The following is a 25011-nucleotide window of genomic DNA, read 5'->3' as shown; positions in this document are numbered from 1 at the left end:
TAAAACCTACCTTCACTTATTGATTCTTACTGAATTATCCACATATTGTTTATAACTTCTTAAAAAATGTGCATAAGTTATCTGAATTTGTGAACAATTCATGCAAAAAGCCCTTTCACCCATTCCCAAATAAAGAATGTTACTTGCTCTTCCTCTTCTGGCTCTTCTGCTTTTACTTCTTCTTTTTCAGGCTCGCAAATGGATGGGAATATACTGCACCACCAGTTATCGCCACGCGCATCACCAATTTTAACTACAATGGAGTGATACACATTTTGTGGATATAATACCGCTCCCTGTCTTTTAGGCGGAAATAAGTTATCCCCAACCACTACCTGTGTATCAATCTGTGGATAATTTTCGCTTAATTCTGTTTCAATTTGTTGCTTTAATGTTTGGATTTGCTCATTCCCCGCAACTCCTGCAGTTACTACTTGCATAAAATAGGGCTTTAATTCTTCCACAAGCTGCTCTTTCTCATACTGATCTTGTGCTGTATTGCTATTAGCAATTACACGAATTCTAAAATCGTTTTCTTGTTCTTGATTAGTAGCCTCTTTTGCAAAACCTACTAATGATGGAATATATAAAACACATAGCTGTAAGGCAATGGCCACTACTACTAATCTAGCAAACGCTAGAAAGATATTTTGTTTAGGCAATCTAATAAACTTGTATTCATTTAACATGTAAATCCCTCCTTGCTCAACATTGTTGGCAAGATAAAGACACTTTATACATGAATCTCACAAAAAATCATTCGCGGTTTCCCATTAATATCTTTTTCTATCGAAATCGTAGCCTGTGGAAAACTATCTTGAAAGAATTTTGCTACTTTTTCACCTTGTGTATAGCCGATTTCTAATCCAATTAATGCAGGTCTATTCATATACATTGGCAATTGCTCTGCTAATTGTCGATATAAAATAAGACCATCTTCCTCCGCAAATAGTGCGCTATGGGGCTCATGCTTTAGTACAACATCTGACATAGCTTCAGCCTCATCAAATGCGATATATGGAGGATTCGATAAAATAATATCAAATTTTTCACCCGCGAGCGGAGCAGTTAAATCTCCCAACCTACAATCGATATCGGCCTCTAATCTCTGTGCATTTTTTTGTGCTGTCGCTAATGCATCCTCGGATAAATCAGTTGCTACGACCGTTAACGCAGGACATTCCAGCTTCATTGAAATGGCAATAGCCCCACTACCCGTACCTATGTCAGCTACCTTCAATGCTTGATGTTGAAATAGTTTAGTCATACGATTAATAGTGCCAAGAATTAGTTCTTCCGTTTCCGGTCGAGGAATTAAAACTGATTCATCGACGATAAATGAACGACCATAAAACTCCTCACTTCCCACGCAATACTGAACTGGGCGACCATTGACATGTTCTTCTATAAGAGCTCTAAATTTTACTTGCTGTTCTTCTGTTAATTTATCCTGTAAATGTAGCATAACCTCTGAATAACTTGTATCAAGTATATGCTGCATAACAATACGTGCCGCAGTTTGCTCCCGACCATTATCCACTAAAAAAGAAGAAGCCCACTCAAGGGCCTCCATCACATTTTTATAAGTCATCATTTAAACGCTCTAACTTCGATGCTTGTTCTTCTAAAATAAGCGTATCGATAATTTCGTCCAATCTACCTTCGACGATTTGATCTAGCTTTTGAATCGTTAACCCAATACGGTGGTCTGTTACACGGTTTTGTGGATAATTGTATGTGCGAATTCGCTCTGAACGATCACCAGAACCCACAGCTGACTTACGTGTGGCATCGATCTCTTTTTGTGCTTCTTGCATGTACATATCTGCTACACGAGCGCGTAAAATTTTCATAGCCTTTTCACGGTTTTTAATTTGAGAACGCTCATCCTGCATGGAAACTACAACACCCGTTGGTAAATGGGTCATACGAACCGCAGACATCGTTGTATTTACAGATTGACCACCCGCACCAGAAGATGCAAATGTATCTACACGAATGTCTTTTTCATGAATTTCAACGTCTACTTCCTCTACCTCAGGTAAACATGCTACTGTTGCTGTTGATGTATGAATACGTCCTTGTGATTCGGTAGCTGGTACACGTTGTACACGGTGTGCACCATTTTCAAATTTGAACTTTGAATAAGCACCTTGTCCGTTAATCATAAAGATCACTTCTTTATAGCCGCCCATTGGATTTGGAGTGGCTTCCATAATATCAATTTTCCAGCCTTGTGTTTCTGCATAACGAGAATACATGCGGAATAAATCACCAGCAAAAATATTTGCCTCGTCTCCACCAGCCGCTCCACGAATTTCCATAATAACGTTCTTATTATCATTAGGATCTTTGGGAATTAATAAAATACGTAAACGTTCCTCAAGTTCTTCCTGCTGTGCTTTTAATAGGTTAAATTCTTCCTTTACCATTTCATGCATATCAGGATCTTTTTCGCTATCTAACATTTCACGTGTATCTACTAATTGCTCTTTGACATTTTTATATTCACGATACGAATCCACAGTTTCTTGGATATCTGACTGTTCCTTCGAATATTCACGTAATTTCTTACTATCATTAACAATATCCGGGTCGCTTAAAAGCTCTGTCAGCCTTTCATAGCGATCCTCCACTGCCTGTAATCGATCAAACATGGATTTCACCTCTATTTAGTTTCTTAAATTGCTCCTATTTTCCAAGAGCTCTCCATTAAAATTATGCTCAAGCATAATGTTATTTACAATGTGTATGTCCACTACTTAGTATAAAAAACTTTTCGCATATACGCCACTTTTTCTTAGTGCTTCATACTGTGATCTTCCATTATAGCGAAGGATGAGCATGACATTTTCGGCATACTGGATAATAGGAATCATTTCCACCAATTTGAATTTGATCTCCTGTATATACAGGCTGTCCATTTCCATCTACTCGTAAATTCATCGTTGCTTTTTTATGGCAGAACCAACAAATGGTTTTCATTTCTTCAATTTTATCTGCATATGTAAGCATGTATTGGCTGCCTTCAAACAGTTCATTTTGAAAATCATTTTTTAAGCCAAAGCCCATGACTGGAATATCTAATTCATCCACAATGTTAGCAAGTTGTAAAACATGTGCTTTTTTTAAAAATTGAACTTCATCCACAAGTACACAGTATGGTTTAACCGAATTGTTTCTCACAAGTTCAAAAATATTTGTATCTTCATAAACAGGAATGGCTTGCTGTCTTAGACCTACTCGACTGGAAACAAAACCAACCTCATCACGTGTATCTAAACCTGATGTAAACATCATTACAGGTTTCTGTTGTTCTTCATAATTATGGGCAACTTTTAAAATCTCTATTGATTTTCCACTATTCATTGCACCATGTTTAAAATATAGCTGCGCCATACTGTCTTCTCCCTTTCTTTTGGTCGATCTGTATTTTGAAAAGACTTGCATCAACGTGTCATATTTACTGAAAAAAATACCTGCCAAGCACATGCTTGGCAGGTATTAAACTAACATTAGTTTTTAAGACCGTATTTTTTGTTGAAACGATCCACGCGACCATCAGTAGACGCGAATTTTTGACGGCCAGTATAGAATGGGTGACATTCGTTGCAGAACTCGACAACGATGTTTTCTTTTACTGAACCAGTTTTGAAAGTGTTCCCACAAGAGCAAGTTACTGTTGCTTCTTTGTAGTCTGGATGAATTCCTTGTTTCATATTCGTTTTCTCCTCTCGCCCTGAACCATCTGGAACAGAGTATTATCGAACTGTACCTTACATAGCCCGAATATGAGTGAAACCATCAGCTATATATGTACACGTTGCATACTTATGAAGTATAGCATAGGCGTTTTATTATTTTCAAGAAAAAAATATCAAAAGAAATATTTCAATAGTTTTTATCCACGAACCTCACGATAATCATTATCTTGTAACCCTATTTTTTCATTTCGCTCTTTGAAACGGATATTATGGGAAGAAACATAAGCAACTTTTGGTGCATCAGGTTCTATTAATAGTTTTGCACTATTTAACGCTAATACGCCATCTGTAAAGGCACCTGCTATTAACCTAACTTTGCTTGGATGATCAATAAAATCACCCGCCCCATAGATTCCTTCTATATTAGTTTCTCTCTTTTCATTGACGAGTGCTACGCTATCTTCTATATGTAATCCCCATTCTTCTAGTGCACCATAATCACATTTTAAGCCATGGTTCACAATAACGGCATCTACTTCAACTCGCTCTATCTCTTCCGTCTCTTTATTCATAACCGATACAGACTGTATTACATCTCCATCACTATGTAATTGCACTACCTCATACGGAGTTTTTACACATACGGAGGATTCCTTCATCCGTAAAACGTTCTTTTCATGACCACCAAAGTCCTCTCGACGATGAACGATTGTAACACTTGCTGCAATTGGCTCTAACTCATTCGCCCAATCGACAGCTGAATTACCACCGCCTGAAATTAAAACATGTTTATTTCGGAAAATCTCTAATTCCTGTACAGTGTAGTGTAAATTAGTTACTTCATAGCGATCTGCTCCTTCTATTTCTAGCTTTTGCATCGTTAGAACGCCATAACCAACTGCCAAAATCACTGTTTTGGAATAATGCTTTTCACCCGTTGAGGAAGTTAATATAAATGTTCCATCCAGTTGTTTTTCTAATCCTTCCACCTTTTGATTTAAAACAATTGTCGGATCAAAAGTTTGAGCTTGTTCAACAAGCTGATTGATAAGCTGTCCGCCTAAAATAGGTGTCACTCCACCAACGTCCCAAATCATTTTTTCAGGATAAATTAACATACGACCACCGAGCTGAGAGCTATACTCGATAATTTTCGTTTTTAAATCTCGCATGCCACTATAAAAGGCTGTATAGAGACCTGCTGGACCACCGCCAACAATCGTTACATCATATAGTTCTTTCACCATTATTAGATTCCATCCCCTTCATGCTAATTCCGAGAATTATGACAGGCACTCGGCTACCCTACCTTTATTGTTTACAAAAATACTTTCACTATTTATTCCTTTAATCGTGCTAATAAATACAAGAAATAAGGAGCGCCTATAACGGCTACTACGATCCCCGCTGGAATTTCTGAAGGCTCGAGTATAGAACGACCTATCGTATCAGCCATTAAGACGAGAAAACCACCTAATAATGCAGCTGCAGGGAGTAAAAACTGATGCTTTGCCCCAACCAGTTGGCGAGCCAAATGTGGAGCGATGAGCCCTACAAAGCCAATGCCACCACTTACAGAAACACTAGCGCCTGCTAAGCCAACTGCTGCGGCTAATAACCAACGGCGCTCTTTTTCAATCGAAGCCCCTAATCCGACAGCTGTTAATTCGCCTAAATTCAAAATGTTTAATACCCGCGATTTCGCATAAACAAATGGTAACAAGATCACTAACCATGGTAATAATGAAAGAACAAATCTCCAATTTGAACCCCATATACTCCCTGCCAGCCATGTTGCCACAAACTGATAATTTTCAGGTGATAGGCGTAGTGTTAGGACAATCATTGCTGAGCTAATCCCTGCTGCTACAGCTACCCCTGTTAAAATTAAACGCATGGGTGTAATACCTTCATGTCGTTTATAAGAAAGTGAATAAATCAGAACTGCCGTTAAGCCCGCTCCTATAAAGGCAAGTACTGGCAGTAAATAGACAGGTGCCGCCTTCGTTGTTGGAAAAAATGAAATATACAACATAACTGCAAGACCAGCACCCGCATTAATCCCTAAAATACCCGGGTCCGCTAAAGCATTTTTAGAAACACCTTGTAAAATAGCACCTGATATAGCTAAGCCCATTCCCACTAATACAGCTATCACAATTCGCGGAAGCCTAAATTCAAATAGGATTAATTGTTGCTGTGCATCTCCTTGTCCAAAAAGAGTCTTAAAAACCTCCATTGGTGTTAGCTTAATCACTCCAGTATTCATACTAATCACAAAGGTAATGAAGATTAACACAAGCAATGTAGCAATAATGATAAAATTTTTCTTTTTTGTCTTCTGCTGACTTGGCGTTAAATAGCTGTTACTCATAGCTCTTTCCCTCCTTTACGTGCTAAATACAGGAAGAAAGGAACACCAATAAAGGCAATTAAAGCACCAATCGGCGTTTCATAGGGAGGATTGATAACGCGTGCTACTAAATCAGCTAACACCACAAGCAACGCTCCATATACTAACGAACAAACGATAATCCAGCGATAATCATGACCAACTATGTATCTCGTTAAATGGGGAATTATTAAGCCTACAAAACCAACTGCTCCTACAACAGAAACTGCCGCACCCGCTAAAATTAACACAATGATCATTCCCCATATTTTTACAACACCCGTACGTTGTCCGAGCCCAACAGCAATTTCCTCCCCTAAGCTCAGTACAGTGATTGAACGTGATAAAATAAGAGCTCCTATCATCGCAATAAGTATCCAAGGTGATAATATTTGTAGATGGCTCCATTTTGTTCCCGAAACACCGCCCGCATACCAAAAAGCAAGGTCTTGACCAATACGGTAATAAAGGGCAATTCCTTCTCCTAGCGCTCCAAGCAATGCACTAACAGCTGCACCAGCCAAAACAAGTCGCATAGGTGTTAAACCACCTTTAGACAGTGACCCAATACCATAAACAATGGCCACCCCAAGACCTGCTCCAATAAAGGACCATAAAATTAAAAACATATAAGGCATACCAGGGAAAAAGGCAAAGCACACTGCCAACATAAATGCGGCTCCCGAGTTCAAGCCTAATAATCCCGAATCTGCTAATGGGTTGCGTGTCATACCTTGCATAATCGCCCCCGCTACTGCAAAGCTTGCTCCTACTAGAGCTGCCCCGAGTACTCGCGGTAAGCGGATATCATGAATAATTTGATGTGTCGTTAATTCCGGTGAAAAATGGGTAACCGCTGTCCAAACAGTACCCAGTGAAATATCTGCTGCACCAAAAGAGATCGATAAGCCAATAGCTAAAATTAATCCAATTACTCCTACAATTAAAGCTACTACTCCACGGATCGGATGAGATCGTTTCTGTAGCTCCTCTAAATCGTTGAGCTCTCCTACTCCTGTCGACGTAGTCATTTTATTTCCTCCTTATAAACTTCCCAATAAACATACAGACTAGATTTTATTTCTTCATATCGTATAGCTGATAGGATAGGCAGATTGGATTTTTACTATATGGACAAACAGCCATTTCAGCATCAATATTGAACACTCTTTGTAAATTTTCCTTTGTCATCACTTCTTCTGGACTTCCATCCACCATTAAATTCCCGTCTCTCATGGCCATGATAAAGTGGGAGAAACGTGATGCATGATTCAAATCATGTAATACCATGATTATTGTTCGACCTTCTTCTTTATTCAACTTTTGTAAAAGCAATAAAATATCTAGCTGATGGGCTAAATCTAAATATGTGGTTGGTTCATCCAGTACTAGAATATCAGTGCCTTGTGCTAATGCCATGGCAATCCAAACCCTTTGGCGTTGGCCACCTGACAATGCTTCAATTGGTCGATCACTAAATTCCCTTAATCCCGTCACATCAATAGCCCAATGGATATACTCATAGTCTTCCTTACGCAATGTACCAAATCCGACTTGGTGAGGAAAGCGACCATATGATACTAGCTCAAAAACAGTTAAGCCTCCTGGAGCTGTTGCTGTTTGAGGCAAAATAGCCATTCTTTTGGCTACTTCCTTGGTCTTCAATTGGTGAATTGCTTTACCATCTAAATAAACCGCCCCATTTTGAGTTTGAAGTACACGAGCCACTGCCTTTAATAAAGTAGATTTACCACAACCATTTGGACCGATAATTGTGGAAATCTGCCCTTTTGGAATTTTCACACTTAAATCATTGACTATGAGCGTCGAGGAATAACCAATCGCCACACGATCTATTTCTAGTACTGACATAATTAACTTCCTTTCATTTTTGAGAGTGCTTTGAACCAACCTTATATTTGCAGACCAAATTGAGCTGTATACAACCCATAATAAGCATGTTTTCGTTCCATTAATTGCTCATGTGTTCCTTCTTCAATAATGCCTTTTTTCGATACAACAACAATTCTATCTGCATCCTTAATCGTTGCTAATCGATGGGCAATTACCAACGTCGTACGACCAATAGAAAGCTCGTTTAACGCTTGTTGAATAGCTTGTTCCGTTTCAGTGTCCAATGCAGATGTTGCTTCATCAAGTATTAAAATTTTTGGGTTTTTCAGGAAAATCCGTGCAATGGATAGTCTTTGCTTTTGACCTCCTGATAACTTCACACCTCGCTCACCAATTAATGTATCCATTCCCTCTGGGAGTGCTTTAATGACATCGGTTAGCTGTGCTCGCTGAGCTGCGTACCAAATATCTTCTTCACTAGCATTCAGATTGCCGTAAGCGATATTATCGCGAATAGTGCCATCAAATAAAAAGACATCTTGTTGAACAATCCCAATATGACCACGCAATGATTGCAATTTGAAATTGCGTATATCTACACCATCAATTTTAATGGAGCCTTCATTGACATCATAAAAACGTGGCAGCAAACTGCAAATTGTAGATTTCCCTGCTCCTGATGGACCTACTAGTGCAACTGTTTCACCAGGGCGAACCTGTAAATTAATGTGATGTAAAGCACGATTTGCATCTGAGTAGCCAAATGATACATCCGTGAATGTGATTTCACCATCAATTTCATCGATGTCTTTCGCTTCTGGTCGATCCGCTATCTCGGGCTCTGTTTCAAGAAATTCAATATAGCGTCTAAATCCTGCCATACCTTTTGGATAGCTTTCTATAAACATGTTGATTTTATTAATAGGGCCTAGCAGAATCCCTGAAAGTAAAATAAATGCGATAAAGTCTCCATTAGATAGATCGCCATTTAGCACAAAATAAGCTCCAACAAATAATGTAAATAATGACAATACCTTTGTTAGAATACCTGAAATGGCTTCATTCCAAGCCATGACCTTATAAGAGAACAATTTAGTCATTCGGAATCTTTCATTGTTTACCTTAAAGCGTTTAATTTCATGATCCTCATTTGTAAAAGCCTGTACAACACGAATACCGCTGACATTGTTTTCAACGCGAGCATTAAAATCAGCAATATCACCAAACATTTGACGAAATGCTTTGGACATTAATTTTCCGAAAATGATCGTCAGAACTAGGATGATCGGCACAAGTAGGAAAATAAGAATTGTAAAGGTTGGATCTATGTAGAACATCACACCAAATGTCCCTATAATGGTCATTGCTGCAATAAAAATATCTTCAGGACCGTGGTGGGCAAGCTCACCGATATCCATTAAATCGTTTGTTAATCGCGAAACAAGATGTCCCGTTTTATTATTATCAAAATATCTAAAGGAAAGTTTTTGTACATGGCTAAAGGATTCCTTTCTCATATCCGTTTCAATATTAATCCCTAGCATATGTCCCCAGTACGATACGATGAAATGGAGTATGGAATTAAAAATATATAAGGCAAATAACAATAAACTCGCCATAATAATCCACTTTAGTTCGCCATCTGGCAAAATATCATCAATTACTTTATTTAAAACAATTGGAAACGCTAATTCGATTAATGCTACTAAAATGGCGCAGCTAAAATCTAAAATAAATAAGCGTTTATATGGTTTGTAATATGAGAAAAATCGCTGTAATAACATGGTTGTAGCCTCCTATTGCAATATCAATCTTCATATCTACTAATTTATTTTTGTTGAGCCTTCGTAAACTCTACTATTTTGTCAGCCAGCTCTTCAGCTTGATGGAGACCCGAAAGTGGATCAGAGGCAAAATAATATTCAGATGGAAGCTCTATGATTTGATTATTTTTTACGACATCTAAGCTTGTCCAAGTCCCTGGTAACTTCCCATCTTTGTTAAAGAAGTTAATCATGAAGTTATAATCAGCTACAAAATCACCTACTACCTCGTAGGAAATCTCATAACGTCCGCCACTCGCCTCTTTTGCATCATATAACTCCTGCACTTTTTCTTGAGGCTTCAGGCCCAAAATTTGATAGAGTGCTCTACCACCCGATACGCTTGAATCTCCAACAATCGTTGCATTTTTTTCAAACATTTCATAAATAGTAAATGTTGCGCCGTCTGGAACCACATCATTTATTTTTTCCTTAGCTGTAGCTATTCGATCTTCAAACTCATTAACAAATGTTTCAGCTTCTTTTTGTCTTCCTAAATAACTTCCCATCGCCTTAATTTCCTCTATAGCTGATGAATGAGCATCTTCAGCAAAGACAATTGTAGGTGCAATTTTTTCATATTTCCCTACTTCTTCTGGATTCCATGTAATGATTAAATCTGGCTTTAGCTCTAGAATTTTTTCCAATGATACCTTTCCATCAGTCCCAATATTCGTAATTTCTCCATCCTTGTAGTGTTGTTTTAAAAACGCAGCATAATCGAGGTTAGCTGTTACGCCTCCTACTGGTACAACATCTAACGCTAAAATTTGGCCTAGATACCAGTCTGTGATGACTCTTTTTGCTCTCACTGGAATTTCTACTTCACGGCCACTGTCATCTGTCACCATTCTCGTCTCTATAGTATCTGGAGTAGTTTGTTCCTCTACCTTCGATGAGACCGAATCTTCATTACATGCTGCTAATAAAACAAACAGACTCAGAAAAAAAGGCAGTTTTATATGTTGAATCATCTTTTGCATCATGATTTCATTTTCTCCATTCTCAAATCGGTTTGCTTGCGCGAGCTGATTCTCATTGTATTGAAAATGATTCTCATTTGTAATGGCCATTTCAGACATATAGGATGTATATTTCAGCCTAAAATTACTTGGTGCCATATTTGTAGCCTTTTTAAAGGCACGACTAAAATAGTATTCATCTTCATAGCCAAGTGAAATTGCAATTTCCTTTATACCAAATTGGTTTTCCACCAAATATTGTTGTGCCTGCTCAATTCTTAATTGCTGTAAATATATTTGTGGTCCTACCCCATAGCGTGCTTTAAAAATTCGTAATAAATGACGTGTGCTAATATGAAGCGTATCTGCCAATGTTTGTATAGATAATGGTTGGTGAAGATGCTGATGAATATACAGTCGTGCTACTTCTGCCTTATCCATTTCATGCGGGTTCCCCTGCCCATCTGCTAATTCTTGAAACACACGATAAACAAATTCATACAAAGAGGCTTTAACTGAAAAATGATCTTGAATAGAGCCAGACATCCATTTGCTATACATATCTTGAAGTATGTTGTGAATGGCTATTGGATTAGCAGGCACACAAGAGAAATTTATTTGAAAAGGTTGATATTGCATCTGTAGATGTTGCATAAAGGCATCCTTATAGATGACATCTCCTTCATAACGTATGAGGAAGTAGCTAACACTATGCTGTGCATTAATTTGTAAACATTGAGATTTACCAATGTGAAAAATACTGAAACGCTGTACATAATAAGGCTGTTCATCAATGATAATTTGCGCCTCGCCTGCTGTTATGATAAGAAACGAACTATTAGTTACTACCTTTGAAACTTGAACTTTTGATTTATTTATGTAATTAATATGCTTCATTTGAACATAGGCATTTTGCCAAAGCAGCATGTAGGCATCATAATTCATCCGAATCTCCTTCAAAAAGATATTTATTAACTTCATTATATTGATAATGATTATCAATTTCAATAAACATTTATTCATTTAAAAATATACAAAAAAATCACCATTGACAATTATTTGTCAATGGTGATGGCTGTTCTATAATAAACCTTTACCTTTTGTTGCTTTTTTCATATCTTCGTTCAGTTTTTCAAAAAATTCTTCGTTCGATTTTGTTGTACGCAGTTTTTTCAGGAAGCGTTCCGCAAAATCAGGCGCATCTGAAAATGTTTTACGAATCGCCCATAGTTTTTCAAGTTGTTCAGGCTCAAGCAATAACTCTTCCTTACGTGTACCTGAACGGCGAATATCAAGCGCAGGGAAAATTCGGCGCTCTGCCAACTGGCGATCTAAATGAAGCTCTAAATTACCTGTCCCCTTAAATTCTTCGTAAATAACCTCGTCCATACGTGAACCAGTATCTACTAAAGCAGTTGCTAATATCGTTAAGCTACCGCCTTCTTCAATATTTCGAGCCGATCCAAAGAAGCGCTTAGGTCTATGGAAGGCAGCTGGATCGATCCCCCCTGAAAGTGTACGTCCACTTGGAGGAATGACAAGGTTAAATGCACGTGCCAAACGTGTGATGGAATCCATTAATATAATGACATCACGTTTATGTTCCACTAAACGGCGTGCACGTTCTAAAACGATCTCTGCCACTTTAACATGATTCTCTGGAACTTCATCAAACGTTGAGCTAACAACATCTGCATTTACAGATCGTTCAATATCAGTTACTTCCTCAGGACGTTCATCTATCAGTAAGACAATAAGCTCTGCTTCTGGATGATTTGTCGTAATAGCGTTTGCAATTTCTTTTAATAAAGATGTTTTCCCCGCTTTCGGCGGTGCAACGATTAATCCACGCTGACCAAAACCTACAGGCGCCACTAAATCCATAATACGTGTTGATAAATTACGCTGAGTTGTTTCCAGTTTAATTTGTCTGTTTGGATATAACGGTGTTAGTGCAGGGAAATGCACACGTTCCTTTGCAACTTCAGGATCCTCGCCATTGACGGCATCAACTTGTAATAATCCGTAATAACGTTCATTCTCCTTAGGTGGTCGCACCTTCCCAGATACCTTGTCCCCATTACGAAGATCAAAGCGACGAATTTGAGATGCAGAAATATAAATATCCTCTTTACTTGGAGAGTAGTTTATTGGTCGAAGGAAGCCAAAGCCCTCTTGCGAAACAATTTCAAGTACGCCTTCCATAAAGAAATAGCCTTCTTGCTCTGAACGCGTTTTCAAAATAGCAAATATTAATTCTTTTTTCGTTAGCTTGCTATAATATGAAATTTTATATTGGCGTGCAAGAGCGTAAAGCTCTTTTAACGTCATGTTTTCTAATTGAGCGATTGTCAATGCAGACATATGCACAACTCCAGTCTTTTTCAAAATATAATACAATTATTGGGGTTATCATCGAAGATTTTTTACGAACGAATGGCTCTGTTCCCACGATACGGTTACCTCAGTAGGTCAATAATAAATACATAGTCCACCATATGATGAAACATTGCCTTACAAACTACGGGATGGTTTATTTAAAGAAGAAGGTACCTAGCACAATAGATGTACTAGGTATATTTTAGAAGAAAATATCATTAATATCTAGGTTTTTTCTCAAGTGCGTGACGGCCTTCTACAAAGCGAACCGTACCAGACTTAGCACGCATAACTACTGAGTGAGTTAATGCGTAAGCACCTTTATATTGAACACCCTTTAAAAGCTCACAATCTGTCACAGCTGTTGCTGCAAAAATAGCATCGTCACCTTTTACTAGATCATCTAAATAAAGAACTTTATCAACATCTACACCCATTTTATGGCAGCGTTCTAATTGCTCTTCATCTTCTGGTACTAATTTTGCTTGGAAGTCCCCACCTAGACATTTTAAGGCTACAGCCGAAATAACACCCTCTGGTGCACCACCTGTTCCAAACATAATATCAATACCTGTTTCATCAAAGGCGGTATTAATCGCTGCACCAACATCGCCATCTTGAATAAACTTAATACGTGCACCAGCTTCGCGAATTTCATCAACAATTGCTTGGTGACGTGGACGATCTAATAAAGTAGCAACTACATCTGAAATATCTTTATTTTTTGCTTTTGCTACTTGTAATAAGTTATAAGTGACAGAAGCATTGATATCTACTTTACCAGCTGCTTCTGGCCCTACAGCTATTTTCTCCATGTACATATCTGGTGCGTTTAACAGATTACCCTTATCTGCAATTGCAAGGACTGTCATTGCACCATTCGTACCTTTTGCTACAATATTTGTACCTTCTAATGGATCCACAGCAATATCTACTTTTGGACCACCACTTCGTAAGCCAAGTTCTTCACCAATATATAGCATTGGTGCTTCATCCATTTCGCCTTCACCAATTACTACTGTAGCATGCATTGGAATTGTATCGAACATTTTGCGCATCGCTGTTGTTGCTGCATCATCTGCCTCAATTTTTAAACCGCGTCCCATCCATTTCCCGGATGCAATTGCTGCTGCTTCTGTTACTCGTACTACTTCCATCGATAAACTACGTTCCATTGTTGCTTTGCCTCCCGTTATCGGTCATTTTTCATACCGAAACATTCAAATTACCTCTATTGTAACATAATTGAGTGAAAACTTTTAGCTCTCATTATTCCTTTGTCTCAGCTACGCGTGCCAGGATTGTTTCACGTCGAATATCAGCGCCTAAATCACGTAATTTCTCAATAAGTGAGCTATAGCCACGTTCGATATGATAAATATCTTGCACTTCCGTTTCGCCTTCCGCTAGAAGACCAGCTAAAACTAATGCTGCGCCTGCGCGTAGATCTGTAGCCGTTACTGTTGAGCCATGTAATCTGCTAGGCCCTTTAATAATAGCCGTGTTGCCTTCTACTCGAGCATCAGCATTCATACGACGAAGCTCATCAATATGTTTAAATCGAGCTGTATAAATAGTATCTGTTACTTTTGAGGAACCGAATGCCTGTGACATTAACACAGCAAGTGGTTGCTGAATATCGGTTGGGAAACCAGGATACACCAATGTTTTTACATCAACAGCTTGCAAAGTGGATAGGTCTGTTTTTGGTACATAAATACTTTCTTCACCAATTTCAATCTTCACACCCATTTCACGAAGCTTCGCTATAATTGCTTCTAAATGCAGTGGAATTACATTATCAATTGTAATACCATCACCTACTGCTGCAGCCATGATCATAAATGTTGCAGCTTCAATGCGATCCGGTATAATCGTATGCTCTGTACCATGTAGTTCTTCTACCCCTTCAATACGGATGACACTTGTACCTGCCCCTTTAATATTGGCCCCCATATTTGTTAGAAGTGTAGCTACATCAATAATTTCAGGTTCCTTCGCTGCATTTTCTATAACTGTACGGCCCTTCGCGAGGACAGCAGCTAACATAATGTTAATTGTGGCACCAACACTTGCGACATCTAAATAAATTTTTGCCCCAATTAATTCATCTGCACGTAAATAAATCGCGCCATGCTCATTCGTAATTTTAGCGCCTAATGCTTCAAAGCCCTTTATATGCTGATCAATTGGTCGGGGACCCAAGAAACAGCCACCTGGTAAACCAATGACCGCCTTCTTGAAACGTCCTAGCATTGCCCCCATTAAATAATAGGAAGCGCGTAACTTTTTAACATTGCCGTTCGGTAATGGTAAGGCAATCATGTCTGTTGGATCGATTGTCATCTTCCCATCCTCAAACGATACTTCCCCACCAATTTCCTCTAATAAAGCCTTTAACGTCCATGCATCTGAAATTTCTGGTATCCCTCCAATTGTCACTGGAGAGTTCGCCAAAATTGATGCAGGAATTAAGGCGACTGCACTATTTTTTGCACCACTAACTTTAATTGTACCTTGAAGACGATTTTCGCCAGTAATTTTATAAACATCCATTTTGCGTTCTCCCTCATGATTGGAAAGTAGTATTTTTTGCATTTGGCTCACTGTATATTCTTATTATTCGCCTTTTCTCTTATTCCAATCCGCTAAAAATCCTTCAATTCCTTTTTCCGTTAATGGATGGTGGAAAAGTTGTTTTAAAACTTTAAATGGAGTTGTTGAAATATGCGCGCCAGCTAAAGCTGCAGCCGTAACGTGCTGAGGGTGACGAACAGAAGCAGCAATAATTTGTGTATCAATATTATGAATTGTAAAAATGTCGGCAATTGTTTCAATTAGCTCTACACCATTTTGACCAATGTCATCTAAACGGCCGATAAATGGTGATACATATGTAGCACCTGCACGCGCAGCCATTAATGCTTGGTTTGCACTAAAAATTAATGTTACGTTTGTTTTAATTCCTTTGTTTGCAAAGAAACGACAAGCCTCTAATCCCGCTGGTGTCATTGGAAGTTTCACTGTAATGTTAGGAGCAATAGCAGCTAATTCCAAACCTTCTTTAATCATTCCTTCTGCATCCAGTGCAATAACTTCTCCACTTACGGAACCATCGACAAGCTCTGCGATTTCACGAAGACGATCATGGAAAGAAACATTTTCTTCTTTAGCCACTAGTGATGGGTTTGTTGTAACTCCTGATAAAATCCCCCATGCGTGTGCCTCTTTAATCTCTTCAAAATTTGCTGTATCAATAAAAAATTTCATATTATTTCCTCCTGATCATTTTTCTTATATTATTAAATATTTTCCAAAATTTCTTTATTTCAAAAACAAGAGAAGGTCGATTGAAAGCATCAACACTTCTCTTATTATGTGTATTTATCTATGCTTTTGTAACATATTAAATGCAAAAATTAAGCTTTTTGTGCACTACCAAATTCGCGAATCTTACCAACAACTGTTGCTTTAATCGCTTCACGTGCAGGACCAAGGAATTTACGAGGATCGTAAACAACTTTGTCGTTGTCAAGAATCTCACGGATTGCTTTTGTTGCTTCAATTTGATTTTCAGTATTCACGTTAATTTTTGCAGTACCTAATGAAATAGAACGTTGGATATCTTTTGTTGGGATACCTGTACCACCATGTAATACTAGTGGAAGATCTGCCAATTTAGAGATTTCCTCCATTTCTTTGAAGCCTAGGTTTGGTTCTCCTTTATAAGGACCATGTACAGAGCCAAGTGCTGGCGCTAAGCAGTCGATATCTGTTAACTCAACCATTTTACGGCATTCTTCTGGATCAGCGTAAATAATACCACCGATTACACCGTCTTCATCTCCGCCAACTGTTCCTAATTCCGCTTCTACAGAAACGCCTTTAGCATGTGCGTATTCTACTACTTCTGAAGTAATTTTCACATTTTCCTCAAATGGATGGTGTGAAGCATCAATCATCACAGAAGTAAAGCCTGCATCAATTGCCTCTTTACATTTTGCAAAGCTAGAACCATGGTCAAGATGAATGGCTACTGGAACTGTAGTACCATAAGATTCCATTAAACCTTTTACCATGTGAACAACAGAAATAAATCCGCCCATATATTTACCTGCACCTTCAGAAACACCAAGAATCACTGGAGATTTTTCTTCTTCAGCTGCTTGTAAAATTGCTTGTGTCCACTCTAGGTTGTTAATGTTGAATTGACCAACAGCATAACCCTCTGCTTTTGCTTTAATTAACATCTCTTTCATAGATACTAATGCCATACTAAAAATCCTCCTCTTAGGACTATTCTTTCTACATAAATATGCTCCTCAATCATAGCAAAAATAATAGCCTCTGAAAAGCAGGGGCTATTATTTTCTACACGAAAGCGGAGTGCAACGTAGCGGCAGTGTCGCCAAAGTGCAGGGCAACGTAACGGCGGCGCTAAGAAAATATGTACTCCTTTTTTAAGCATAAAGAAAACAGGCCGTGTATTCACTGCCTGTTCTTTAAACTTGTAACGCTTTATTAACTTCGTCACGCACTTCAAAAATATCAAAAGGCTTCGTAAAGTAACGGATCGCTCCCAAATTTAAAGCTTCTTGTACAACATCTAGCTCTCCATACGCTGTCATCATAAATACAGGAAGTTTTGGGAACTTTTCTTTTAAACGTCTTAAAATTTCGATACCATCCATTCCGGGTATCTTCATATCTAGTAATACGCAATCCATGTCTTGTTCATCTGCATACTTTAATGCCTCTAAACCATTGGCTGCTAAATATGTAACATATCCTTCCTTTTTCAGCACTTCGTTTAAAAGCAAACGAATTCCCTGCTGATCATCGACAATTAGTAATCGTTTCACATTCCATTCCGCCCTTTTTATTTTTTATTCTTACACAAAAACATTCTTTATTATGTATAATTCTACTTTTTCAGCTTAATACCTTCTAGTATTATAAATTATCTGCTTTTGCTTTCTATCTTTTTCCCCCCTATAATATGGGTAGAGGTGGGATCATGTCAAAAATTCTAACAACACAATTAAGTGGATTATTACAAAGAATTACACAAAATGAAGAGGATGCGATCGAGGAGACTGCCAGGTTATTGGCACAAGCTGCAATTGGCGAAGGTAATGTCTATTTTGCTTGCTTTGGAGAAATGCAGACAGTGGAATTAAATGCACTGCAAGCAGTAGAACCATTTAGCAAGTTAGCACCTTGGACTTCGGATACAAGCTTAACAGAAGCCGATCGAGTTTGCATTTTTACTCGTAGTGCGCACGATGAAGAAGCACTAGCTTTAGCTCAGAAATTAAATACTCAATTTATTCCCTTCGCTGCTGTTGCAGGTGAACCAGCAAGTACAGAAAATCCTCTTGGAGACTTAGCCTATACGTATATTTCTACTCGTATTAAAGGTGGTTTATTGCCAAATGATTTAGGTCAACGGGTAGTTGTACCACATGCACTTGCAGGGCTTTTTGTTTATGAAGCTGTCAAAATGGCCTATGATGATATGCTTGGTTTTGATGAGGAAGAATTGTAATAATCCAATTAAAAAGAGTTGTCTCATTTTTCGAGACAACTCTTTTTGTTTATTTAAATGTTGCGCCGATAAAGTCACGGAACAGTGGTTGTGGACGATTTGGTCGTGACACTAACTCTGGGTGGAATTGACATGCTACAAAGAAATTATTCTCTGGTAGCTCAATAATTTCAACCAGCTTACCGTCAGGACTTGTACCCGAGAAGACAAGACCAGCTGCTTCCATTGCTTCACGATATTCATTGTTAAATTCATAACGATGACGATGACGCTCATAAACAAGCTCTTTGCCATATGCTTCACTTGCCTTAGAACCGTCTTTTAATTTACATGGGTATAGGCCTAAACGTAATGTCCCGCCAATATCTACGCTATCATTTTGATCTGGTAAGAAGTCGATAATTGGGTACTCTGTGTTAGCATCAAGCTCAGTAGAATGAGCGCCTTTTAATCCTAACACATTACGTGCATATTCAATTGTCGCAAGCTGCATACCTAAGCAGATTCCTAAGAAAGGTACATTATTTTCACGCGCAAATTGCGTAGCTAAAATTTTACCTTCCACACCACGATCACCGAAGCCACCTGGTACTAAAATCGCATCAGCATCTTTTAATAGTGCAGTTACATTATCAGCATTGACATGTTCTGCATTAATCCAGTCAATTTCAATATCAGAATTATAAACATAGCCTGCATGCTTTAATGCTTCTACCACTGAAATATAAGCATCTTGAAGTTCTACATATTTCCCTACTAACGCTACTTTTCTTTTGTTTGGTAAGTTTTTCACTTTGTCTACAAGCTCGCGCCATTCTTCCATATCCGCTTCTGGAGCTTCCATACCAAAGTGGTCAAGAACGATATCATCAATATCTTGTGCATGTAGGTTTAATGGTACTTCATATAAATGCTCCGCATCACGAGATTCAATAATTTCATGTGGTTGAACATCACAGAATAAAGCTAATTTCTCTTTCATATCTTGTGGTACTTCTTGTTCAGTACGCACAACGATAATATTTGGTTGAATACCTAAAGAACGTAACTCTTTTACAGAATGCTGAGTTGGTTTTGTTTTTAATTCACCAGCGGCTTTAATATAAGGAATCAATGTACAGTGGATATACATGACATTATTGTGACCTAAATTAGTTTTCATTTGACGGATAGCTTCAAGGAAAGGTAATGATTCAATATCCCCTACTGTTCCACCTACTTCTGTAATAACAACGTCTGCATTTGTCTCACGACCAGCGCGTTGGATACGATCTTTAATTTCATTTGTAATATGAGGAATAACTTGTACTGTACCACCGTTGTAATCGCCACGACGTTCCTTCTGTAATACCGATTGATACACACGACCTGAAGTTACTGTAGAATGCTTTCCTAGGTTGATATCAATAAAACGCTCATAATGCCCTAAATCTAAGTCAGCCTCAGCACCATCATCTGTTACAAAAACCTCACCATGTTGATAAGGACTCATCGTACCTGGGTCGATATTAATATATGGGTCAAATTTTTGAATCGTAACTTCTAAACCGCGGTTTTTTAATAAACGGCCTAGAGATGCTGCAACAATCCCTTTTCCAAGTGATGATACAACCCCACCTGTTACAAAAATATACTTCGTCATGAAAAAATTCCTCCTTTAGAATTGCTAGATAAGTTGTTTTGTTAGGGATTAAAACATCTGACAGTCAAACACCCTAAAAAAAGAAAAGCCGAGAATGTCTACAAACTTGTAGTCGATTCGAAGCTGTCATCGTTTCTATCTCTTTTCCACTTTCCTTTAAACCTTAAAACTTTAACATTTATTCAGTCACCGTTTACTATACATCATGAATACTTTAAAACATTTATATTCATATCCGCACAAAAAGTATGGGAGAGCTGGTCTGAATAAAGTTAAAAACAAAAAAACGCTCCTCCTGCATAGGTCTGCAGGGGGAGCGTATTATATACACGGTCTTTCTCCTTCTTTTAAGGAGCCCAAGTAAAAGATTAAACGTAACCGTGATAGAAGTCAAGAATTTTTACATCAAGCATAAAAGTAAGAAAATTCTAAGAGCGAGGTTTTAGATTTCTTCCTCTTCTTCTTCGAACTCTTCTTCATCTTCGTCTTCATCAATAAACTCTTCATCGATTTCTTCAATATCTTCTAAATCTTCGTCTTCATCAAAATCAATATCTTCTTTATCTTCATCTTCTTCGTCTATCTCTTCTTCTTCTACGAACTCTTCATAGTCCTCGTCGAAGTCGATATCTTCTTCATCCAAATCGATATCTTCTTCTAGATCATCATCTTCATCCACAGAAGCTTTAGATTTTTTCTTTTGAGTTTTAACAGAAGGTGCTGTTTCTTCCTCAATTTGCTCTACTTTAAACCATTCACGTAAGCCCCAGCCTGTTTCTTGGTTATATAAGAAGCGGCCATCTACATTAATATCTGTGTAAAATTGTAGTAGGCGGGATTTAATTTCTTCATCACTGTAGCCTACAAGCTCTTGAATTATTTTTAACAAATCATTAAACGTTACTGAGGCACGTTTTTCATTTAAAATTGCATACGCTAAGTTAATTAACGACTCTTCAGTTAATTGTTCCTTTGTCATTTCACGAAAATTCAATTCGTGCACTTCCTTTCCCTCATCACAATGGACGTTTTAAAATTACATGGTGCTTTATTTTCCAAGCGCAGCAAAAATGGCCACGCAAAAGGTACTTTCCATACAATAAGCATAATACCCATTATATACAAAGTTTTAGCCCCTTTGCTAGCTTCAATTACTGTTTTTTATATTACGCATTTTTTTTATGCCAAGATAAAACAAATAGACAGATAATAGTAGTAAAGGAATAGCGCCAATTTGCTTATTATACAGGAAAATGGCTCCCAATACTAAAGCTAATACAATTATGTAGTGAATAGCTGATTTCATCCTCTACCGCGCCTCCCCTTTTTTTTACATTTCTATTATAGCGAAAAAAAAAAGAAGTGCCTAATCCTAAGACTAGACACTAAAAACTAGAGAAGCTTATTACATAAATTAGAAAGAAATGTCGGTAAACTAGTGTGATTTTCTATCTCTGTTTACATATTACGACGATATTGTCCACCAACTTCATACAAAGCCTTCGTAATTTGTCCCAAACTAGCTACTTTAACAGTTTCCATTAATTCCGCAAAGATATTTCCGTTATGGACAGCTACCTCTTGTAATCGGTTAATAGCTGCCTCGCTTTTAGCTTCATTGGCCTTCCAGAAATCTTGTAAATTGTGGATTTGAGTTTCCTTCTCTTCCGTCGAAGCACGAGCAATCTCCATATTATCAATATCAGCATCAGAAGCTGGGTTTGGGTTCAGGTAAGTATTAACACCAATAATCGGTAACTCCCCTGAATGTTTTAACATTTCATAATGCATCGATTCCTCTTGAATTTTCCCTCGTTGGTATTGTGTCTCCATTGCTCCTAACACACCACCACGATCATTGATACGATCAAATTCTTCGAGGACAGCTTCTTCCACAAGATCTGTCAGCTCTTCCACAATAAATGCACCTTGAAGTGGATTTTCATTTTTCGCTAAGCCATGCTCTTTTGTAATAATCATTTGAATAGCCATTGCACGACGTACCGATTCCTCAGTAGGCGTTGTAATTGCCTCATCATAGGCATTTGTATGCAAAGAGTTACAGTTATCCTGTAAGGCCATCAAAGCCTGTAATGTTGTACGAATATCATTAAAATCAATCTCCTGCGCATGTAGACTACGACCTGAAGTTTGAATATGATATTTTAACTTTTGGGCACGCTCATTTGCGCCATATTTATCGCGCATCACAATCGCCCAAATACGACGAGCTACACGTCCGATTACTGTATATTCTGGATCAAGTCCATTAGAGAAGAAGAATGATAAGTTAGGCGCGAAGTCATTAATATTCATGCCTCGGCTTAAATAATATTCTACATACGTAAAGCCATTCGCTAATGTGAAGGCTAATTGCGAAATAGGATTTGCTCCCGCCTCCGCTATATGATAGCCAGAAATTGAAACAGAGTAGTAGTTACGTACCTTATGGTCAATAAAGTATTGCTGAATATCACCCATCATACGTAGGGCAAATTCTGTAGAGAAAATACATGTATTTTGACCTTGGTCTTCTTTCAGGATGTCCGCTTGTACTGTTCCACGTACGACCTGAAGTGTTTTCTCACGTGTCTCTGTAAATTCTTCAACTGTCAAAGTACGTCCTAACTCTTGCTCACGTAATTTTATTTGCTGATCAATCGCTGTATTCATGAACATAGCCAAAATGATAGGTGCTGGACCATTAATTGTCATCGATACAGATGTGGAGGGTGCACATAAATCAAAGCCTGCATATAGTTTTTTCATATCCTCTAATGTACAGATAGATACACCTGATTCCCCAACTTTACCATAAATATCTGGTCGGTAATCTGGGTCCTCCCCGTACAATGTTACGGAATCAAATGCCGTAGATAAACGTTTCGCGTCATCATCCTTCGATAAATAGTGGAAGCGTTTATTTGTACGCTCTGGCGTACCCTCACCAGCAAATTGGCGCTTTGGATCTTCTCCCTCTCGTTTGAATTGGAAAACACCCGCTGTATATGGGAATTCACCTGGTACATTTTCTTTATAAACCCAGCGCAAAATTTCACCATAGTCCTCAAACTTTGGTAATACAACCTTTGGAATTTTTGTACCTGAAAGACTTATTGTCTTTAAAATTGTGCGAATTTCTTTATCGCGAATTTTCGTCACAAATTCATCCCCAGCATACGCTTCCTTTAAAGCTTGCCAATTGTCTAATATACGCTTGGATTCAGCCGTTAATTCGTCTCGGACACCTTCTGCTAAAGAATTAAGTGATGTGATAAGTGCATCATCCGGTGCTTTTTCCTTAACTGCAGTGAGAGCCCCTTCTAATTGGAAAAGACGACGAGCAAATGCCACCTGCTGTTCTGTTTTTTTATGATAGCCACGAACTGTATCAGTAAGCTCTCGTAAATAATAACGACGATCATTCGGAATAATTACATCTTGCTTTTGCGTTTTAGCAAATTGCTCATAGCTCGTTTCCCAATCGCTACCAGCTTTTTGGTTAATAATTTGCACTAACGCGGCAAATAAAGCATTTGTTCCTTTATCATTAAATTGGCTAGCGATTGTCCCGTAAACCGGCATATTATCAAGTGATTCATCCCAAAGTTCGCGCGAGCGCTGATATTGTTTTTGCACTTGACGTAGTGCATCCTCAGAACCTTTACGTTCAAACTTATTAATAGCAATAACATCCGCAAAATCAATCATATCAATCTTCTCAAGCTGCGTTGGTGCACCAAACTCACTTGTCATAACATACATTGATAAATCGGTATATTTAGTAATCTCGGCATCACCCTGACCAATACCACTTGTTTCAACGATAATTAAATCATAGCCAGCTACACGTACTACATCTATTACGTCCCCAATGGATGCGGTTAATTCCGTACGAGAGCCTCGTGTAGCTAAGCTACGCATATAGACACGATTATTAAAGATCGCATTCATACGAATTCGATCTCCAAGTAATGCCCCACCTGTTTTTTGCTTTGTTGGATCGACGGACAGAATTGCCACATGCTTTTCTGGGAATTCTTTTAAGAAACGGCGGATTAGTTCATCCGTTAACGAAGATTTACCCGCGCCACCAGTTCCGGTAATTCCCATAACAGGTGTTCCTTTTGAACGCTTCCTTGCTTCCTCCAGCATTTTTTTCGTGTCTTCATCGTCATTTGACTCGGCTGCTGTAATTAAATTAGCTAAAATTTCAGGAGTCTCTGTTGTTAAAGACTCTAATTTTTCTAAGTACCTACCAGTTGCAGTAGGAAAATCTGTTCCTTTAATTTGCTCATTAATCATTCCCTGAAGCCCTAAAACGCGGCCATCCTCTGGTGAGAATATTCCCGCAATGCCATAAGAATGCAGCTCTTTAATTTCACGTGGTAGAATTACTCCACCACCACCGCCATATATTTTTATATGTGGCGCCCCTTTTTCACGCAGTAAATCATACATATATTTAAAGTATTCCATATGCCCGCCTTGATAAGAAGAAATAGCAATACCTTGTGCATCCTCTTGTATCGCAGCATTTACGACTTCTTCCACGGAACGATTATGACCTAAATGGATTACTTCCACACCGCTCGATTGCAAAATGCGTCGCATAATATTGACCGAAGCATCATGTCCATCAAAAAGACTCGATGCTGTCACAAAACGTACGTGATTTTTTGGACGATACACTTCTACCTTTGTCAT

The 25011-nt window shown here is 38.3% G+C and carries 21 protein-coding genes; 1 reads left to right on the top strand and 20 read right to left on the bottom strand.

What is annotated here, in order from left to right; genetic code table 11:
* Positions 1–98 precede the first annotated feature (98 nt).
* The 17 genes from PI85_RS15160 to PI85_RS15080 all read right to left on the bottom strand — a co-directional run bounded on the left by PI85_RS15160 (position 99) and on the right by PI85_RS15080 (position 17976).
* On the bottom strand, positions 99–689 hold the full coding sequence (locus PI85_RS15160; protein WP_036123034.1) for a stage II sporulation protein R: 591 nt from the start codon (positions 687–689) through the stop codon (positions 99–101).
* A gap of 44 nt (positions 690–733) precedes the next feature.
* Positions 734–1594, bottom strand: a complete 861-nt coding sequence (prmC, locus tag PI85_RS15155) for a peptide chain release factor N(5)-glutamine methyltransferase (RefSeq protein WP_036123032.1) — start codon at positions 1592–1594, stop codon at positions 734–736.
* Positions 1581–2657 carry a peptide chain release factor 1 gene (prfA, locus tag PI85_RS15150; protein WP_008180577.1) on the bottom strand — a complete coding sequence of 359 codons (1077 nt, stop codon included), beginning with the start codon at positions 2655–2657 and terminating at the stop codon, positions 1581–1583. Before prfA ends, prmC begins: the two co-directional genes overlap by 14 nt.
* Positions 2658–2826: 169 nt before the next feature.
* Positions 2827–3399 carry a thymidine kinase gene (locus PI85_RS15145; RefSeq protein WP_025114779.1) on the bottom strand — a complete coding sequence of 191 codons (573 nt, stop codon included), beginning with the start codon at positions 3397–3399 and terminating at the stop codon, positions 2827–2829.
* A 116-nt stretch (positions 3400–3515) separates the two neighbouring features.
* Positions 3516–3719: a 50S ribosomal protein L31 gene (rpmE, locus tag PI85_RS15140; protein WP_025114780.1), complete on the bottom strand. Its 204-nt coding sequence runs from the start codon at positions 3717–3719 to the stop codon at positions 3516–3518.
* A 182-nt stretch (positions 3720–3901) separates the two neighbouring features.
* The gene (locus PI85_RS15135; RefSeq protein WP_036123029.1) at positions 3902–4951 is read right to left on the bottom strand and encodes an NAD(P)/FAD-dependent oxidoreductase; all 1050 of its coding nucleotides are present in this window, start codon (positions 4949–4951) and stop codon (positions 3902–3904) included.
* Positions 4952–5043: 92 nt separating this feature from the next.
* Positions 5044–6078 carry an iron ABC transporter permease gene (locus PI85_RS15130; RefSeq protein ID WP_025114782.1) on the bottom strand — a complete coding sequence of 345 codons (1035 nt, stop codon included), beginning with the start codon at positions 6076–6078 and terminating at the stop codon, positions 5044–5046.
* Positions 6075–7127 (bottom strand): iron ABC transporter permease, encoded by a 1053-nt coding sequence (locus tag PI85_RS15125; protein WP_036123025.1) that lies wholly within the window; start codon positions 7125–7127, stop codon positions 6075–6077. The genes PI85_RS15130 and PI85_RS15125 overlap by 4 nt, the downstream gene beginning before the upstream one ends.
* A 46-nt stretch (positions 7128–7173) precedes the next feature.
* The gene (locus PI85_RS15120; RefSeq protein ID WP_036123022.1) at positions 7174–7968 is read right to left on the bottom strand and encodes an ABC transporter ATP-binding protein; all 795 of its coding nucleotides are present in this window, start codon (positions 7966–7968) and stop codon (positions 7174–7176) included.
* Positions 7969–8009: 41 nt separating this feature from the next.
* Positions 8010–9734, bottom strand: coding sequence for an ABC transporter ATP-binding protein (locus PI85_RS15115; RefSeq protein ID WP_036123019.1), 1725 nt, complete (start codon positions 9732–9734; stop codon positions 8010–8012).
* Between the two features lie 44 nt (positions 9735–9778).
* A complete protein-coding gene (locus PI85_RS15110; protein ID WP_036123016.1) occupies positions 9779–11680 on the bottom strand; it encodes an AraC family transcriptional regulator in 1902 nt (633 codons plus the stop codon).
* A 135-nt stretch (positions 11681–11815) separates the two neighbouring features.
* Positions 11816–13099 (bottom strand): transcription termination factor Rho, encoded by a 1284-nt coding sequence (rho, locus tag PI85_RS15105; protein ID WP_012292741.1) that lies wholly within the window; start codon positions 13097–13099, stop codon positions 11816–11818.
* Positions 13100–13332: 233 nt separating this feature from the next.
* Positions 13333–14289, bottom strand: coding sequence for a class II fructose-bisphosphatase (glpX, locus tag PI85_RS15100; RefSeq protein WP_008179010.1), 957 nt, complete (start codon positions 14287–14289; stop codon positions 13333–13335).
* Between the two features lie 94 nt (positions 14290–14383).
* On the bottom strand, positions 14384–15670 hold the full coding sequence (locus PI85_RS15095; protein ID WP_036123013.1) for a UDP-N-acetylglucosamine 1-carboxyvinyltransferase: 1287 nt from the start codon (positions 15668–15670) through the stop codon (positions 14384–14386).
* A gap of 63 nt (positions 15671–15733) precedes the next feature.
* Complete coding sequence (gene fsa / locus PI85_RS15090) at positions 15734–16384, bottom strand: fructose-6-phosphate aldolase (protein WP_004269447.1); 651 nt, start codon at positions 16382–16384, stop codon at positions 15734–15736.
* 149 nt (positions 16385–16533) lie between these two features.
* On the bottom strand, positions 16534–17388 hold the full coding sequence (locus PI85_RS15085) for a class II fructose-bisphosphate aldolase (protein WP_036123008.1): 855 nt from the start codon (positions 17386–17388) through the stop codon (positions 16534–16536).
* 228 nt (positions 17389–17616) lie between these two features.
* A complete protein-coding gene (locus tag PI85_RS15080) occupies positions 17617–17976 on the bottom strand; it encodes a response regulator (protein ID WP_008179021.1) in 360 nt (119 codons plus the stop codon).
* Between the two features lie 155 nt (positions 17977–18131).
* Here PI85_RS15080 and PI85_RS15075 point away from each other — a divergent pair, with 155 nt between their 5' ends.
* Positions 18132–18662: a DUF2529 family protein gene (locus tag PI85_RS15075; protein WP_036123005.1), complete on the top strand. Its 531-nt coding sequence runs from the start codon at positions 18132–18134 to the stop codon at positions 18660–18662.
* Positions 18663–18711: 49 nt separating this feature from the next.
* Here the strand turns inward: PI85_RS15075 and PI85_RS15070 are convergent, their stop codons facing one another.
* From PI85_RS15070 to icmF, 3 genes are all read right to left on the bottom strand, one after another.
* Positions 18712–20304 carry a CTP synthase gene (locus tag PI85_RS15070; RefSeq protein WP_008179025.1) on the bottom strand — a complete coding sequence of 531 codons (1593 nt, stop codon included), beginning with the start codon at positions 20302–20304 and terminating at the stop codon, positions 18712–18714.
* A 442-nt stretch (positions 20305–20746) separates the two neighbouring features.
* A complete protein-coding gene (gene rpoE / locus PI85_RS15065) occupies positions 20747–21298 on the bottom strand; it encodes a DNA-directed RNA polymerase subunit delta (protein WP_200886575.1) in 552 nt (183 codons plus the stop codon).
* Positions 21299–21762: 464 nt separating this feature from the next.
* Entirely contained in the window at positions 21763–25011 is a 3249-nt protein-coding gene (gene icmF, locus PI85_RS15060) for a fused isobutyryl-CoA mutase/GTPase IcmF (protein ID WP_036122997.1), read from the bottom strand.

This window comes from Lysinibacillus sp. A1, assembly GCF_000801965.1.
GTDB classification, from domain to species: domain Bacteria; phylum Bacillota; class Bacilli; order Bacillales_A; family Planococcaceae; genus Lysinibacillus; species Lysinibacillus fusiformis.
This window is presented reverse-complemented; position numbering and strand designations above follow the sequence as displayed.

Bases quoted from the DNA above. Each gene is read 5' to 3' on its own strand.
- PI85_RS15160 (WP_036123034.1), bottom strand. From the start codon at position 689: ATGTTAAATGAATACAAGTTTATTAGATTGCCTAAACAAAATATCTTT.
- prmC (WP_036123032.1), bottom strand. From the start codon at position 1,594: ATGATGACTTATAAAAATGTGATGGAGGCCCTTGAGTGGGCTTCTTCT.
- prfA (WP_008180577.1), bottom strand. From the start codon at position 2,657: ATGTTTGATCGATTACAGGCAGTGGAGGATCGCTATGAAAGGCTGACA.
- PI85_RS15145 (WP_025114779.1), bottom strand. From the start codon at position 3,399: ATGGCGCAGCTATATTTTAAACATGGTGCAATGAATAGTGGAAAATCA.
- rpmE (WP_025114780.1), bottom strand. From the start codon at position 3,719: ATGAAACAAGGAATTCATCCAGACTACAAAGAAGCAACAGTAACTTGC.
- PI85_RS15135 (WP_036123029.1), bottom strand. From the start codon at position 4,951: ATGGTGAAAGAACTATATGATGTAACGATTGTTGGCGGTGGTCCAGCA.
- PI85_RS15130 (WP_025114782.1), bottom strand. From the start codon at position 6,078: ATGAGTAACAGCTATTTAACGCCAAGTCAGCAGAAGACAAAAAAGAAA.
- PI85_RS15125 (WP_036123025.1), bottom strand. From the start codon at position 7,127: ATGACTACGTCGACAGGAGTAGGAGAGCTCAACGATTTAGAGGAGCTA.
- PI85_RS15120 (WP_036123022.1), bottom strand. From the start codon at position 7,968: ATGTCAGTACTAGAAATAGATCGTGTGGCGATTGGTTATTCCTCGACG.
- PI85_RS15115 (WP_036123019.1), bottom strand. From the start codon at position 9,734: ATGTTATTACAGCGATTTTTCTCATATTACAAACCATATAAACGCTTA.
- PI85_RS15110 (WP_036123016.1), bottom strand. From the start codon at position 11,680: ATGAATTATGATGCCTACATGCTGCTTTGGCAAAATGCCTATGTTCAA.
- rho (WP_012292741.1), bottom strand. From the start codon at position 13,099: ATGTCTGCATTGACAATCGCTCAATTAGAAAACATGACGTTAAAAGAG.
- glpX (WP_008179010.1), bottom strand. From the start codon at position 14,289: ATGGAACGTAGTTTATCGATGGAAGTAGTACGAGTAACAGAAGCAGCA.
- PI85_RS15095 (WP_036123013.1), bottom strand. From the start codon at position 15,670: ATGGATGTTTATAAAATTACTGGCGAAAATCGTCTTCAAGGTACAATT.
- fsa (WP_004269447.1), bottom strand. From the start codon at position 16,384: ATGAAATTTTTTATTGATACAGCAAATTTTGAAGAGATTAAAGAGGCA.
- PI85_RS15085 (WP_036123008.1), bottom strand. From the start codon at position 17,388: ATGGCATTAGTATCTATGAAAGAGATGTTAATTAAAGCAAAAGCAGAG.
- PI85_RS15075 (WP_036123005.1), top strand. From the start codon at position 18,132: ATGTCAAAAATTCTAACAACACAATTAAGTGGATTATTACAAAGAATT.
- PI85_RS15070 (WP_008179025.1), bottom strand. From the start codon at position 20,304: ATGACGAAGTATATTTTTGTAACAGGTGGGGTTGTATCATCACTTGGA.
- icmF (WP_036122997.1), bottom strand. From the start codon at position 25,011: ATGACAAAGGTAGAAGTGTATCGTCCAAAAAATCACGTACGTTTTGTG.